This window comes from Nonomuraea solani, assembly GCF_900108335.1.
GTDB classification, from domain to species: domain Bacteria; phylum Actinomycetota; class Actinomycetes; order Streptosporangiales; family Streptosporangiaceae; genus Nonomuraea; species Nonomuraea solani.
The window spans coordinates 197,823-210,682 of the sequence record NZ_FNVT01000011.1 but is presented as its reverse complement, the minus strand read 5'-3'; the positions used below and the strand labels follow the sequence as shown (position 1 = coordinate 210,682).

Annotated in this window: 14 protein-coding genes; 6 read left to right on the top strand and 8 right to left on the bottom strand. The window is 71.6% G+C overall.

What is annotated here, in order from left to right; translation table 11 throughout:
- Nucleotides 1-2: 2 nt before the first annotated feature.
- Nucleotides 3-626 carry a TetR/AcrR family transcriptional regulator gene (locus tag C4V41_RS34285; protein ID WP_103960127.1) on the bottom strand — a complete coding sequence of 208 codons (624 nt, stop codon included), beginning with the start codon at nucleotides 624-626 and terminating at the stop codon, nucleotides 3-5.
- A gap of 50 nt (nucleotides 627-676) precedes the next feature.
- Here C4V41_RS34285 and C4V41_RS34280 point away from each other — a divergent pair, with 50 nt between their 5' ends.
- Together C4V41_RS34280 and C4V41_RS34275 are read left to right on the top strand one after the other, a co-directional pair.
- A complete protein-coding gene (locus C4V41_RS34280) occupies nucleotides 677-1,072 on the top strand; it encodes a VOC family protein (protein ID WP_103960126.1) in 396 nt (131 codons plus the stop codon).
- Nucleotides 1,069-1,473 (top strand): hypothetical protein, encoded by a 405-nt coding sequence (locus C4V41_RS34275; protein ID WP_146103896.1) that lies wholly within the window; start codon nucleotides 1,069-1,071, stop codon nucleotides 1,471-1,473. Before C4V41_RS34280 ends, C4V41_RS34275 begins: the two co-directional genes overlap by 4 nt.
- Here the strand turns inward: C4V41_RS34275 and C4V41_RS34270 are convergent.
- Entirely contained in the window at nucleotides 1,457-2,110 is a 654-nt protein-coding gene (locus tag C4V41_RS34270) for a maleylpyruvate isomerase family mycothiol-dependent enzyme (RefSeq protein WP_103960124.1), read from the bottom strand. The genes C4V41_RS34275 and C4V41_RS34270 overlap by 17 nt on opposite strands.
- 163 nt (nucleotides 2,111-2,273) lie before the next feature.
- Nucleotides 2,274-3,779 (bottom strand): FAD-dependent monooxygenase, encoded by a 1,506-nt coding sequence (locus C4V41_RS34265; protein WP_103960123.1) that lies wholly within the window; start codon nucleotides 3,777-3,779, stop codon nucleotides 2,274-2,276.
- Nucleotides 3,780-3,853: 74 nt separating this feature from the next.
- On the opposite strand from C4V41_RS34265, the gene C4V41_RS34260 reads away from it, so the two are divergent.
- Together C4V41_RS34260 and C4V41_RS34255 are read left to right on the top strand one after the other, a co-directional pair.
- Nucleotides 3,854-5,050 (top strand): cytochrome P450, encoded by a 1,197-nt coding sequence (locus tag C4V41_RS34260; protein WP_103960122.1) that lies wholly within the window; start codon nucleotides 3,854-3,856, stop codon nucleotides 5,048-5,050.
- Between the two features lie 149 nt (nucleotides 5,051-5,199).
- Nucleotides 5,200-5,907 (top strand): GbsR/MarR family transcriptional regulator, encoded by a 708-nt coding sequence (locus C4V41_RS34255; protein ID WP_103960121.1) that lies wholly within the window; start codon nucleotides 5,200-5,202, stop codon nucleotides 5,905-5,907.
- Here C4V41_RS34255 and C4V41_RS34250 read toward each other — a convergent pair whose 3' ends face one another.
- The 3 genes from C4V41_RS34250 to C4V41_RS34240 are packed head-to-tail and all read right to left on the bottom strand — an operon-like array spanning nucleotide 5,908 to nucleotide 8,287.
- Nucleotides 5,908-6,729, bottom strand: coding sequence for an ABC transporter permease (locus tag C4V41_RS34250; protein ID WP_103960120.1), 822 nt, complete (start codon nucleotides 6,727-6,729; stop codon nucleotides 5,908-5,910).
- Nucleotides 6,726-7,682 (bottom strand): ATP-binding cassette domain-containing protein, encoded by a 957-nt coding sequence (locus C4V41_RS34245; protein ID WP_103960119.1) that lies wholly within the window; start codon nucleotides 7,680-7,682, stop codon nucleotides 6,726-6,728. Before C4V41_RS34245 ends, C4V41_RS34250 begins: the two co-directional genes overlap by 4 nt.
- A 29-nt stretch (nucleotides 7,683-7,711) precedes the next feature.
- Complete coding sequence (locus tag C4V41_RS34240; protein ID WP_103960118.1) at nucleotides 7,712-8,287, bottom strand: TetR/AcrR family transcriptional regulator; 576 nt, start codon at nucleotides 8,285-8,287, stop codon at nucleotides 7,712-7,714.
- 64 nt (nucleotides 8,288-8,351) lie between these two features.
- Here C4V41_RS34240 and C4V41_RS34235 point away from each other — a divergent pair, with 64 nt between their 5' ends.
- Nucleotides 8,352-9,233, top strand: coding sequence for an ABC transporter ATP-binding protein (locus tag C4V41_RS34235; RefSeq protein ID WP_103960117.1), 882 nt, complete (start codon nucleotides 8,352-8,354; stop codon nucleotides 9,231-9,233).
- Complete coding sequence (locus C4V41_RS34230) at nucleotides 9,230-10,612, top strand: hypothetical protein (RefSeq protein WP_103960116.1); 1,383 nt, start codon at nucleotides 9,230-9,232, stop codon at nucleotides 10,610-10,612. Before C4V41_RS34235 ends, C4V41_RS34230 begins: the two co-directional genes overlap by 4 nt.
- Here the strand turns inward: C4V41_RS34230 and C4V41_RS34225 are convergent.
- A complete protein-coding gene (locus C4V41_RS34225) occupies nucleotides 10,514-12,004 on the bottom strand; it encodes a sensor histidine kinase (RefSeq protein WP_103960115.1) in 1,491 nt (496 codons plus the stop codon). The two genes, C4V41_RS34230 and C4V41_RS34225, sit on opposite strands and share 99 nt — an antisense overlap.
- The gene (locus C4V41_RS34220) at nucleotides 12,001-12,726 is read right to left on the bottom strand and encodes a response regulator transcription factor (RefSeq protein ID WP_103960114.1); all 726 of its coding nucleotides are present in this window, start codon (nucleotides 12,724-12,726) and stop codon (nucleotides 12,001-12,003) included. The genes C4V41_RS34225 and C4V41_RS34220 overlap by 4 nt, the downstream gene beginning before the upstream one ends.
- Nucleotides 12,727-12,860 lie beyond the last annotated feature (134 nt).

Sequence of the window (12,860 nt, the reverse complement as noted above, 5' to 3'; positions counted from 1 at the left end):
GCTCAGAGCGGCAATAGGGCGTGGGCGAGCTGACCGGCCGCCCACTCCTCCCACTCGGCCGTGCTCCAGGAACATTCGCGCTGCAGCACCAGGAACAGGTCGGGGGAGAGCAGCCCCACGGTGATGTCGGTCGCGCGGCGGCGGTCCAGCTCGGGCCGGAGCGCGCCGAGGCCCTCCAGGATGCCGGTGAAGGTCTCGTGCGCCGTACGCCGCTGGCCGCTGTTGACCTGCCACTGCTCGGCCATCTCCGGATCCCCGGCCGCCGCGTCGCGGACCACCGCGAGGATCGCCGCCACCCGGTCGAAGATCTCCCCGCTCGCGTGCGTCCACAGCGCGATGGCCTGCCTCGGGTCCCGCGTGGTGGACAGTTCCTTGAACCAGGGCCGCTCCAGCAGCGGAACCGGCTCGTCGTCACCCACGGAGGCCACGTCCACCACGTGCTTGAGCAGCCCGCTCTTGCTGCCGTAGTGGAAGTAGACCGTCTGCACGGACACCCCCGCCGCGTCGGCCACCTCCTGGAACGTGGTGCCCGCGTAGCCGCGCTCGGCGAACAGCCCGTGCGCCGCCGCCACGATGCGCCGCCTGGTGGGCGCGGAGCGCCGGTTCTTGCTATTGACGTCGGCCATAAATGTAAAGTACCACTTTAAAGTGTCACTCTAAATTCTGGAGCTCTGTCATGACCCTGCTCGGTGGGTTCCACCACGTCAAGTTACCCGTGTCCGATGTGCGCAAGAGCGTGGACTGGTACGGGCGGGTGCTGGGCTTCGACGTCGCCGTCGAGTTCGTCGAGGACGGTGTGCTGCGCGGCGTGGCGCTGCAGGACGCCGGCAAGACCCTGATGCTCGCGCTACGCGAGGAGCCGGCGCGCGCGGCGGCGCTGAGCGGGTTCGACCCCGTCGCGCTGGGCGTGCCCACGCTCGACGCGCTCCGCGACTGGGCCGCGCGCCTCGACGGGCTCGGCGTCGTGCACTCGGGTGTCGTCGAGGGCAGCGTCGGCTGGCTGGTCGCCGGGCTGACCGACCCCGACGGCATCGAGATCCGCCTCTACACCCTGCAACAGAGGGAGCGATGATGAGAACCGTTCTGGTGGCTTTGGCGGCTTTACTTGCGACTCCCGCCATCGAACCCTGGGGGCCCGTCGCCTCGCCCAGCGGCAACGCCAAGGCCACCGGCGACCTGCTGGTCACCGATCTCGACCGCGACGCGCACGTCGCGAAGGTCCGCGTCCGCGCCAAGGTCGCCGCCCGCACCCGCTGCTCGTGGGCGGTCTTCCGCATCACGTCCGGCGACTCCAAGCTCGCCCACAAGTCCTACCGCACCTGCGCGCGGGACAAGCGCCTGAGCGTCCAGTTCACCAGGTCCGGCGTGAGCGTGGTGGAGCTCAAGGTGTGCGACGGCGCCAGGACGGCCAGGCCGAGCACGGAATGCCTGGCCGCGGGGACCTGGAAGGTGCTGTTCACGGCGTTCCCGTAGCCACCCCGCAGCGCTCGCGCAGCACCGGCACACCGTCGCCCTCCAGCTCCGCGCAGTACGCCCCGCGCCCGGTCATCGCCATCACCAGCGCCACGGTCCGGCCCGACACGACCGCCCCCGACCCGGTACGGAAGGGCCCGTCGCTCGCGACGAGCCGCAGCCCGCCGAGCCGCCCCTTGGCGGGGACCACGAGATCGGTCCCCTGGTAATAGTCGGCCAGCCGCGTCACGACCTCGATCGGGTAGTCGCGGTGGAGGCCCAGCGGCCGCCGGATGTCCTCGGCGTGCACGATCGACTCCCCGAGCATCGCCACCACGGGAAGGGGCGGCGACGTGGTGCTCGTGAGGATCTGGCGGAACCTCGCCAGCGTGTCCGCCCCGGACGAGCCGAGCTGTTCGGCCAGCCGCATCGCCACCTGCTTGTCGAAGTCGAACCGGCAGCGGATCACGCCCGCCAGCCACCGCAGGGAAGTGAGGCTCGTCCCGGAGGTGAGGTGGGCCAGCACCTCGCGCACCGACAGCCCCTCACACAGCGACGGCGTCGTCCACTCCCGGTCGGTCAGGGGTGCGAGGTCGGCGGCCAGCGCCGCCCGTTCGGCGTGGATCAGTGGCCAGATGTCGCTCGATGCCTTGCCCATGCCGCGTGCCCTCCATGGCGCCGGTTATGAATGGTCACAATGGAGACTTCTGGCACGCCCGAAAGTCATCGCCGCTTGTGGTGCCCGAACGTCACCGCCCGCCGAGCGCCGCCTGCGCGCCCGAACGTCACCGCCCGCCGAGCGCCGCCTGCGCGCCCGAACGTCACCGCTCGCCGAGCGCCGCTCGCAGCGCGCCGGAGGGATCCTCGCCCCGCCAGGCCACGTGCTGGTCCGGCCGCACCAGGGCCAGGGGCTCGCCGGGCAGGTCGACGGCGCGCAGCGGCACGCCCAGCTCGCGCGCCTCCGACACCAGCACGTTCGCGCCGGGCAGCCGCTGGTCGCCGACGAGGCTGAAGCCGGGGCCCAGACGGTCGTAGAGCGACTCCCCGGCCGACAGCCACCGGTGCGGCAGCCGCTCCCCGGCGCCAGGGGCGACGATGGGCGAGCCCGCGTAGGTGTATCCCAGCACCAGGTCGAGGCTGTGGAACTCACTGTCCTTGGTCCTGCGCACGGCCTCCGCCACGGCCGGCCGCACCCGCTCGAACGCGGCCGCGTCGCCCATCAGCGCTGGGTCCGCCAGCTCGGGTGCGAGCGTGGCCATGTTCCTGGCGGCCGCCTCGATGGTGTCGGCGGCGATCGGGCGACGCTCGCTCTCGTACGTCCGCAGCAGGCTCGCCGGTGCCCATCCCCGCAGCACGGCGGCCAGTTTCCAGCCGATGTTGACCGCGTCGCCGATCCCGGTGTTGAAGCCGTGGCCGCCGTAGGGCGGATTCTGGTGTGCCGCGTCGCCGGCCAGGAAGACGCGCTCGCTCGCGTACCGGTCGGCCAGCAGCATCCGCGCGGTCCACGGGTCGGTGGCCAGGACCTCGATGTCGATGTCGGCGCCCGCGAGGTTTCGTACGAGGCGCACCGGGTCGGCGTCCTCCCGCACCCCCTGGGCGATGCACCACCAGGTCTCCTTCAGGTCCAGGCGGCCGGCCAGGCCGGGCTGGGCCGGGTTCAGCACCCAGTAGTGCACGGCGGGGCCGTGGGGGAGGCGTTCGGCCAGGCCGGGGGCGCGGAAGACGACGTTGAAGTTGGGCCTGGCGTCCTGGCGGCCCTCGTAGCGGGCGCCGATGGCCGCCCTGGTCACGCTGCGGGGGCCGTCGCAGCCGACGACGTACTGGGCGCGTACCGCACGCTCTTCGCCGGTTTTCGAGGTGATCCGCACCGACACGCCGTCGGCGTCCTCGCGGAGGCCGGCCACCTGCCAGCCGGTCAGCAGCGCGTCGCCGGTGGCCTCGCGCAGCACCTCCTCCACCAGCGGCTGCGGCACCTGCTGGCCCGGCTCGGCGGCCAGGTCGGAGCCCGCCAGGTCGAGCCCGAAGCAGCCGCCGATCCTGGTGATCTCCCGTCCGAGCAGGCCGGTGGCGAACACCGCCTCGTCCGACCACGACACGGCCAGCGGCGCCCGCGACCGTAACGTCTCGGCCAGCCCCCACCTGCGGAACAACTCCATCGAGCGGGCCGAGGTCGTCTTCGCGCGCGGGCGCAGCCACGACACCGACTCGCGCGGCTCGACCACCAGGCAGCGGACGCCGTGATACGCCAGCTCCACCGCGGTCGCCAGTCCTACGGGGCCGCCTCCGGCGACCAGCACCGGCACGGACTCAGGCGTATCAAGATTCATCGGCCGTCCTATTCACTCATGATGATCAGAGGCTACCGTTCTACGCACCAACCCGGATGATCAAGGGGATTTGCATGAGCGAGACCTCGGCGATGCCGCTGCACATGCGGCGGGTGGAGTTCGATCCGGCGCCGGAGCTGGCGGCCGCCCGTGACGACGAACGGGTCAAACGGGTCACCACCACGCACGGCGACCCCGCGTGGCTCGTGACGCGTTACGCGGACGTACGCGAGGTGCTGGGCGACGCCGAGCGCTTCAAGGTCGCGCCGCAGACCATCGCGCGGCTGCCCGGGACGCCGCAGCTGACCGAGGAGCAGCTCGCCAAGGTGAAGGCCGGCAACCTGCTCGGCGTCGACCCGCCCGAGCACACGCGGCTGCGCCGGATGCTGACGCCCGAGTTCACGATCCGCCGGATGCGCCGCCTGGAGCCGCGGATCCAGCGCATCGTCGAGGACCATCTGGACGCCATGGAGGCGGCCGGGGCGCCCGCCGACCTGGTGCCGTCGTTCGCGCTGCCGATCCCGTCGCTGGTGATCTGCGAACTGCTCGGGGTGCCGTACACGGACCGCGACGGCTTCCAGGAGCGTACGCGCAGGATGCTGGACATGACGGTGCCGGGGGAGGAGCGGCTGATGCTCCAGTTCCAGCAGCGTGCCTACATGGAGGAGCTGGTCGCCCGCGTCCAGGCCGAGCCGGGCGAGGAACTGCTCGGCATGCTCGTACGCGAGCACGGCGACGACCTCTCCACCGACGAACTGGTCGGGATCGGCGGCCTGCTGCTGTTCGCCGGGCACGAGACCACCTCCAACATGCTCTCCCTCGGCACGCTCGCCCTGCTGCGCCACCCCGAGCAGCTCGACCTCATCAGGAAAGAGCCCGAGCGGATCGACGCCGCGGTGGAGGAGCTGCTGCGCTGGCTCAGCATCGTGCACTCCGGCACCACCAAGCTCACGACCACGAAGGTCGAGCTCGGTGGCCAGGTCATCGAGGCCGGGGAACTGGTGATCTGCGCCCTGCCCGCCGCCAACCGCGACCCGGGGCTCATGGCGGACGCCGACACCTTCGACATCACCCGCGGCGCCCCCGGCCACGTCGCCTTCGGCCACGGCGTACACCACTGCCTGGGCGCCCCGCTGGCACGCATGGAGATGCGCATCGCCTTCCCCGCGCTGCTGCGCCGCTTCCCCGGCCTCCGGGTGACGGCCAGCGACCCGCTGTTCCGGTCCTTCAGCATCGTGTACGGGCTGTCCTCCCTTGAGGTGACCTGGTAGCACCGGACCTTTCGGTCAGGAGGACTCTGACGTTCCGCGCCGGAACATTGCGTTCATAGATCAGTCAACCATTAAGATCGGGCATCTCACCTGTTAGAGTCAGGCTCAGTAGGCAGGCATTGCAACGATCGGATGGGAGCCGAGCACCGATGCCCGGAGGCAGACTGACCGGCCAGGACCGGGAGCGCATCGCCGCGTGGCTGGCCGAGGGTCTCGGATACGCCGAGATCGGCCGGCGTCTGGGCCGGCCCGCCTCGACCATCATGCGCGAGGTCACCCGCAACGGCGGGCCCGACGGCTACGGGGCCGACCAGGCGCAGGAGGCCACCCGGCACCGTGCGCGCCGGCACAAGCAGGCTCAACCTCCGGCCCCGCCGCTCCCCGACAGCGGCCACGGGCGAGACCCCCGGGCGGTCCAGGATTTCACGCAGTCCTTCACCGATCTCCTCATTCAGCAGGGGCTGCCCCGGATGGAGGCCAGGGTGCTGGCCTGTCTCTACGTCACCGACTCCGGCGCCCTCACCGCCGCCGACCTGGTCCAGCGGCTCCGCGTCAGCCCGGCGTCGATCTCGCACGCCGTCACCTTCCTCGAACAGCAGGGAATGCTCAGGCGGGAACGCGTTCCCGGCGCGCGCCGCGAACGCTATGTCATGGACGACGGGATCTGGGTCCAGACCATCCTCGCGGCCCAGCAGATGAACGACGTCCTGGCCGCCGCCTCACGGCGCGGGGCCGAGATCCTCGGGGCCACCACCCCGGCGGGCGCCCGCTTCGAGTCCTCCGCCGAGCTCCTCGGTCTCCTGAGCAAGGCGTTCCAGCAGGTCATGGACCAGTGGCAGACGCGCCCCGCAAGGTGACTACCTGCGGTTGTACAGCCGCATGGTGAGCGTGCCGAACACCACGACGAACGCCACCGAGGCCACCAGCACCCAGGTGATCTCCCCCAGGTCAGGACTGCCCGCGAGCAACGACCGTACCGACGTCACCAGGTGCGAGACCGGGTTGGCGGTCACGAACACCTGCAGCCAGCCGGGCATGGTGGCGGGGTCGACGTACACGTTGCTCAGGAAGGTCAGCGGAAACAACACCAGCATGCTGACCCCCATCACCGACTTCTCGCTGCGCATCAGCAGGCCGACCATCGTCCACAGCCACGAGAACGCGAACGAGAACACCAGCAGCAGCGCGATCGCGATCACGGCCCCGGCGAGGCCGCCCTGCGGGCGGAATCCCAGCACCAGGCCGACCAGGAGGATGATCGTGGCGGCCAGGGTGTAGCGCAGGAGGTCGCCGAGCAGGTAGCCCACCATGGTCGAAGGGCGCCAGATGGGCAGGGTGCGGAAACGGTCGAAGACCCCCTTCTCGATGTCCTTGTTGACCTCGATGCCGGTGTACATGGTGATCATCACGACGCTCGTCACCATGATGCCGGGCAGCAGGTACTGCAGGTATTCGGTCGGTGAGCCGGCCAGTGCGCCGCCGAACAGGTACGTGAACATCAACGTCATCATGAGCGGGAACGCGGTCACGTCGAAGAGCTGCTCGGGCACGTGCTTGATCTTCAACATCGCCCGCCAGCCGAACGTCATCGACGCCGACCACGCGCTCGGCCGCCGGGGTCGCGCCTTCGGGGCCAGCACGGCGGCGAGGGCTTCGGCAGCGGGGGTGTAGGTGCTCATTTGGCGGCGTCCTCACGGTCGGTCAGTGCCAGGAAGACCTCGTCCAGGCTGGGCCGGCCGAGGGAGAAGTCGTCGACGACGATGCCGGCCGCGGCCAGCCGGGACAGGGCGCGCGCGGCCTGCTCGGCGTCGCCGGTGATGCGCGCCGACAGCGCCGCCGGGTCCGCCTCCAGGTGGACGGGCGCGTCCAGGGTTTCGGCCAGTACGCGCTCGGCGTCGGCACGGGTGGCCGGGTCGCGCAGCCGGACGTGCACCGAGCCCGACCCGACGGAGGACTTCAGCTCACCCGGCGTGCCCTCGGCGATCACCCGGCCGTGGTCGATGACCGCGATGCGGCCGGCCAGCCGGTCGGCCTCCTCCAGATACTGGGTGGTCAGCAGCACCGTGGTGCCGTGGGCGACGACGACGCGGACGATGTCCCAGACCTGGTTGCGGCTGCGCGGGTCGAGGCCGGTCGTGGGCTCGTCGAGGAAGAGCAGGTCGGGCGTGTTGAGGATGCTGGCCGCGATGTCGATCCGCCGCCGCATGCCCCCCGAGTACGTCTTGACCTGCCGTCCCCCGGCCTCCGTCAGCCCGAAGGCGTCCAGCAGCTCCGCCGCCCGCTCCCTGGCGGCCGGCTTGCGGTGGCCGAGGAGGCGGCCGAGCAGGATGAGGTTCTCCGCGCCGGTCATCTCCTCGTCCACGGACGCGTACTGGCCGGTCAGGCTGACCCGGCCGCGTACGGTGTCCGCCTCGCGCACCACGTCGTGCCCGAACACGGTCGCCTCGCCGCCGTCGGGCCGCAGCAGCGTGGCCAGCATCCGTACGGCGGTCGTCTTGCCCGCGCCGTTGGGCCCGAGCACGCCGTACACGGCGCCGACGGGGACGGTGAGGTCGAGGCCGTCCACGGCGCGGGTGCCGCCGAAGACCTTGACCAGGCCGGAGGTTTGTATGGCTGTTTCGTTCACGCCCATGAGGCGCTAGGCGGCCCGCTAGATCGGATCTAGCGGAACCCGGCCAGCGCCCTGCGGCAGGCGCGGCCGACCTCGGCCAGGGTCTCCTCGTCGGGCCGGCCCTCGCCCACGCACACCGCCGCCGTCGCGCTGACCGCCCCGATCGCGGCCCCCACCATCGCGTACGCGGTCATCCGATCGAGCTCGCACGCGCTCATGAGCGCGCCGGCCAGCCGGTCCAGCCGTGTGTTCGAGCGGTCGATGGACGCCTGCGGCGAGAAGATCGGCAGCTTGAACGCCGTACCGACCAGCCCGACGTTCAGCCCCAGCGTCCAGCTCTCCGCGAGCATCTCGTCGAACGCCCTGGCCAGCAGCCGGGCCGCCGGCTCATCGGGAGCCCGCGAGCCGATCACCCGGACACCGGCGTCCACCTGCTCGGTCAGGTTGGTGACGAGTACGTCCGCCTTGTGCCGGAAGTAGGTGAAGAACGTGCGGGTGGACACCTCCGCCGCCGCCGCGATCTGCTCCACGGTGGTGGCCTCGTAGCCCTGCTCGTCGAACAGCCGCCCGGCGGCGTCGATGAGCGCCTGCCGGGTCCGCTGTTTCTTCCGCTCCCGCAACGACATGCCGCCATGTTATTGCACTGGATGCATATTTACAGGACTGCAAAATGTGAGTAGCGTCCCGACCATGGATCCTGTGATCGCGGTGTCCGGCCTCGTGAAGGCGTTTGGGCGCATTCGCGCGCTGGACGGCCTCGACCTGCGGGTGAGCGCCGGAGAGATCCACGGCTACCTCGGCCCCAACGGCGCGGGGAAGACCACCACCCTGCGCGTCCTGCTGGGCCTGCTGCGGGCCGACGCCGGTGAGGTGCGGCTGCTGGGCGGGCATCCGTGGGACGACGCCGTGCGGTTGCACCGCCGTCTGGCGTACGTGCCCGGCGACGTCACCCTCTGGGACGAGCTGACCGGCGGCGAGACCATCGACCTGCTCGGCCGCCTGCACGGCCAGGTCGACGAGCGCCGCCGCGCCGAGCTGATCGACCGGTTCGAGCTCGACCCCGCCAAGAAGGCCCGCGTCTACTCCAAGGGCAACAGGCAGAAGGTCGCGCTGATCGCGGCCCTGGCGGCGCGGGCCGAGCTGCTCCTGCTGGACGAGCCCACTTCGGGCCTCGACCCGCTCATGGAGGCCGAATTTCGGCGCTGCCTGGCCGAACGCCGTGACGAGGGCACCACGATCCTGCTGTCGAGTCACATCCTGGCCGAGGTGGAGGCCCTGTGCGACCGGGTGAGCATCGTCCGCGCCGGTCGCGTCGTCGAGTCCGGCACCCTGGCCGAGCTGCGCCACCTCACCTGGACCTCGGTCACCGCCCGGCTGGAGCGGCCTCTTGAGCGGCTGGACGGCGTACACGATCTGGAGATCCACGGCACCGAGGTGCGCTTCCGGGTGGACAGCGGCCGGGCCGGCGAGGTGCTCACCCGGCTGACCCGCTACGGCCTGCGCGACATTACGGCGCAGCCCGCCACGCTGGAGGAGCTGTTCCTGCGTCACTATCGGGTGGAGGCCGCGTGATCAGGTTCATCGTGCGGCGCGACCGGCTGCTGATCGCCGGGTGGGTGGCGGTGGCCGTCGCGGTTCCGGTCTTCAACGCCTTCTCCCTGGGCGCGCTGCTGCCGACCGAGGCGGCCCGCCTTACCTTTGCCGAGGTCAGCGCCGGTAATCCGCTCACCGCCGCGCTGCTCGGCCCCTTGGACGACACCTCCATCGAGGGGGTCGTGTTCTGGCGGTCGAGCGTGCAGAGCAAGATCATCTTGGGGCTGGGTGGGCTGCTGTTCGCGATCAGGCACACGCGCGCGGAGGAGGACTCGGGGCGCTGGGAGCTCATGGCCGCGGGCGCCGTGCGCCGGCACGCCGCCGTCACCGCCGCCATGGTCGTGGTCGCCGCCGTCACCGCCGCCGTCACCGTGCTGCTGGCCGCCGCGCTGGTGCTCCTGTTCGGCTACAGCCTCGGTGGTTCCGTGCTGTTCGGGCTGGCGGCCGGGGCGAGCGGGCTGATGTTCGCCGCGTGCGGGCTCGTGGCGGGGCAGCTCGCGCAGAGCGCGCCGCTCGCGCGGGGCGCCGCCGTGGGCGTGCTGGTGCCGCGCGTCGCCCAGTGGTGGGTGCCGCTGGTGGTCGCCGCCTTGTTGCTCGTGGTCGCGTACGTCGTCGCGGGGCGGCGGGACCTGGGCGCCGGGTTGTTGCGCGATCGCTCCGGCACCGGGCCCGCGCGTGGTGGCCCGGCGAGTCCGGTGGCGCTGGCCTGGCGGCTGTACGGCGGGCAGGTCGTGAGCTGGACGATCGCGCTGGGCGTGATGTCGGCGGGAGCCGGGTGGGTGTCGGTGTCGCGCCTTGGTGAGCTTGGGTGGGGGGATGTGCTGGCGATCTTCACGTACGTCTTCTGCCTGGTCGTGGCCTGTTTGACGGCGGCCGGGGCGCTGCGGCCGTACACGGAGGAGCGACGGGGGCGGGTGGCGCCGCTGCTGGTCTCCACGAGTAGATCGCGCTGGTTGTCCGGATACGTGGTGCTCGGCCTCGCCGCGCCGGTCGCGATGCTGCTGGCCGTCGGCGCCGGCACCGGGCTGGGCTCCGGGGCGCTGCTCGCTCAGATGGGGAAGGCGCTGCTGTTCGTCCCCGCCGCCTGGACGGTCGCGGGTGTCGCCCTCGCGGTGTACGGCCTGCGTCCCCGGCTGGCCATCCCGGCGGCGTGGGCCACGGTCGGGGTTTCCACGGCTTTTGTCGCGTTGTGGGAGGCCCAGACGATCGGCAGGACGGCGTTCCTGTTCACCCCCTACGGCTACGGACACCCCCTGATCTCAGCCGGTTATGCCGCCCCGATCGCGTTCACGCTGGTCGCCGCCGTGCTCGTGGGCATCGGGTGGGCCGCCTTCGCCCGGCGGGACCTGGTCGCGTGAGGGGAGGCTGAGCGTGAAGACCGTGTTCCCCGGCACGCTGGCCACCTCGACCCGCCCGTCGTGTGCCGCCGCGACGGCCGAGACGATGGCCAGGCCGAGCCCGCTGCCCCCGGCCAGCCGGGACCGCGACCCGTCGCCGCGCGCGAACCTGCCGAACACGTGCGGCAGCACATGCGCGGGAATGCCCGGCCCGTCGTCGGCCACCCGGACGATCGCCTCCGGCAGCACGGTCGTGGTCACCGTGGTGCCCGGCGGCGTGTGCGTACGGGCGTTGGCCAGCAGGTTCGTCACCACCTGGTGCAACCGGTCGGCGTCCCCGACGACCAGGACGGGCTGGTCGGGCAGGCTGACCAGCCAGCGGTGGCCGGGCGCGGCCGCGTAGGCGTCACTCACCGCGTTGACCACGATCGGCGACAGGTCCAGCTCCGCCCGTTCGAGCGGACGGCCCGCGTCCAGCCTCGCCAGCAGCAGCAGGTCCTCGACCAGCGTGGTCATCCGGCCCGCCTCCGAGCGGATGCGGCCGAGCGCGTGCGTGGTCTGCGGGCCGTGCGGCTCGCCGCCGCGCCTGGTCAGCTCCGCGTAGCCGACGATCGAGGCCAGCGGGGTGCGCAGTTCGTGGCTGGCGTCCGCGATGAAGCGCCGCAGCCGGGTCTCGCTCTCGTGCCGAACCGCGAAGGCCGTCTCCACGTGCCCGAGCATGCGGTTCAGCGCGCCGCCGACCTGGCCGATCTCGGTGCGCGGGTCGGTGTCCACCTCCGGTACGCGGGCCAGGCGCACGGCCTCACCGGTGGCGAGGGGCAGCTCCGACACGCGGGCGGCGGTGGCGGCCAGGCGGCCGAGGGGGCGGACCGCTCGGCGTACGAGGAGGGTGGCGGCCACGGCCACCACCGCCACACCCGCCAGCGTCACCGCGGCCTCCACCACGACGAGCCTGGTCAGCGTGGTCTGCACGCCGAGCACCGGCAGCCCCGTGACGAGCAGGTCGCCGTCGGGAGCGCGGACGCCGACCATCCGGTAGTCGCCCAGCGGGCCCAGGCTGACGGTGACGGGCCTGCCGGTGACGCGGGCGAGCTCGGGTGGCGCCTGCACCTGCCGTACGGTGCCGACACCGGTCAGTACGGCGGCCCGGCGTACGACGCCGTCGCGCACCCGCGCCCCGAACGTGTCCACCGCCTGCCCCGGGAACAGCAGGAACGACACCTCCCGCGCCTCGGGCGGCGGCTGTACCGCGGTGCTGGTGGAACGGCGGGCGGCCGAGCTGACCTGCAGGTCGAGCCGGTCGGTGAGAAAGTCGTTGAACAGCAGGGTCGTCGCGGTGGCGATGACGGCGGAGACGACGGCGAGCAGCGCGATCGAGGAGACCACGAGCTTGGTCTCCAGCGACATCGTCATACGGCGGGTCTGATCGTGTAGCCGACGCCGCGGATGGTGTGGATCATCGGCTTGCGCTGGGCGTCGATCTTGCGGCGCAGGTAGGAGATGTACAGCTCGACCACGTTGCTCTGGCCGCCGAAGTCGTAGGCCCACACCCGGTCCAGGATCTGCGGCTTGCTCATCACGCGGCCCGGGTTGTGCATGAGGAAGCGCAGCAGCTCGAATTCGGTGGGGGTGAGCCTGATGTCCGTGCCGTCCCTGCGTACCTCGTGGGTCTCCTGGTCCAGCGTCAGATCCCCGACCACGAGCCCGGCGTCGGGCCGCACGCGCGCCGCGCCCGAGCGGCGCAGCAGGCCGCGCAGCCTGATGACGACCTCCTCCAGGCTGAACGGCTTCGTGACGTAGTCGTCGGCACCCGCGCGCAGGCCGATGAGCCGGTCCTGTACGGAGTCCTTCGCGGTCAGGAACAGGACCGGCACCCCCGGCAGTACCGCCCGCAACCTGGGCAGGAGCTCGATTCCGTCCATGTCGGGCAGCATGATGTCCAGGACGATCGCGTCCGGCCGGAACCCGCGGGCGGCGCGGATGGCCTCGCCGCCGTTGTAGGCGCAGCGCACGTCCCAGGACTCCTGGCGCATGACCATGGACAGGAGCTCCGTCAGCGAGGGCTCGTCGTCGACGACGAGGATGTTGATGGAGCTGCCGTCGGCTCGGCGCACGGGCGCGCTGGTCGTCTGCATGGTGCCGACGATGTCGGGCCAGGATGAGTGTTTGATGAAACGGCCCTGATTTCTTCATGGTGCATGCGGAAGGGCCCGGCGCGGTGGCCGGGCCCTTCCTATCCCTTTAAGACACACTCAGAGCTACCCAGAGC

Bases quoted from the DNA above. Each gene is read 5' to 3' on its own strand.
- C4V41_RS34285 (WP_103960127.1), bottom strand. From the start codon at position 626: ATGGCCGACGTCAATAGCAAGAACCGGCGCTCCGCGCCCACCAGGCGG.
- C4V41_RS34280 (WP_103960126.1), top strand. From the start codon at position 677: ATGACCCTGCTCGGTGGGTTCCACCACGTCAAGTTACCCGTGTCCGAT.
- C4V41_RS34275 (WP_146103896.1), top strand. From the start codon at position 1,069: ATGATGAGAACCGTTCTGGTGGCTTTGGCGGCTTTACTTGCGACTCCC.
- C4V41_RS34270 (WP_103960124.1), bottom strand. From the start codon at position 2,110: ATGGGCAAGGCATCGAGCGACATCTGGCCACTGATCCACGCCGAACGG.
- C4V41_RS34265 (WP_103960123.1), bottom strand. From the start codon at position 3,779: ATGAATCTTGATACGCCTGAGTCCGTGCCGGTGCTGGTCGCCGGAGGC.
- C4V41_RS34260 (WP_103960122.1), top strand. From the start codon at position 3,854: ATGAGCGAGACCTCGGCGATGCCGCTGCACATGCGGCGGGTGGAGTTC.
- C4V41_RS34255 (WP_103960121.1), top strand. From the start codon at position 5,200: ATGCCCGGAGGCAGACTGACCGGCCAGGACCGGGAGCGCATCGCCGCG.
- C4V41_RS34250 (WP_103960120.1), bottom strand. From the start codon at position 6,729: ATGAGCACCTACACCCCCGCTGCCGAAGCCCTCGCCGCCGTGCTGGCC.
- C4V41_RS34245 (WP_103960119.1), bottom strand. From the start codon at position 7,682: ATGGGCGTGAACGAAACAGCCATACAAACCTCCGGCCTGGTCAAGGTC.
- C4V41_RS34240 (WP_103960118.1), bottom strand. From the start codon at position 8,287: ATGTCGTTGCGGGAGCGGAAGAAACAGCGGACCCGGCAGGCGCTCATC.
- C4V41_RS34235 (WP_103960117.1), top strand. From the start codon at position 8,352: ATGGATCCTGTGATCGCGGTGTCCGGCCTCGTGAAGGCGTTTGGGCGC.
- C4V41_RS34225 (WP_103960115.1), bottom strand. From the start codon at position 12,004: ATGACGATGTCGCTGGAGACCAAGCTCGTGGTCTCCTCGATCGCGCTG.
- C4V41_RS34220 (WP_103960114.1), bottom strand. From the start codon at position 12,726: ATGCAGACGACCAGCGCGCCCGTGCGCCGAGCCGACGGCAGCTCCATC.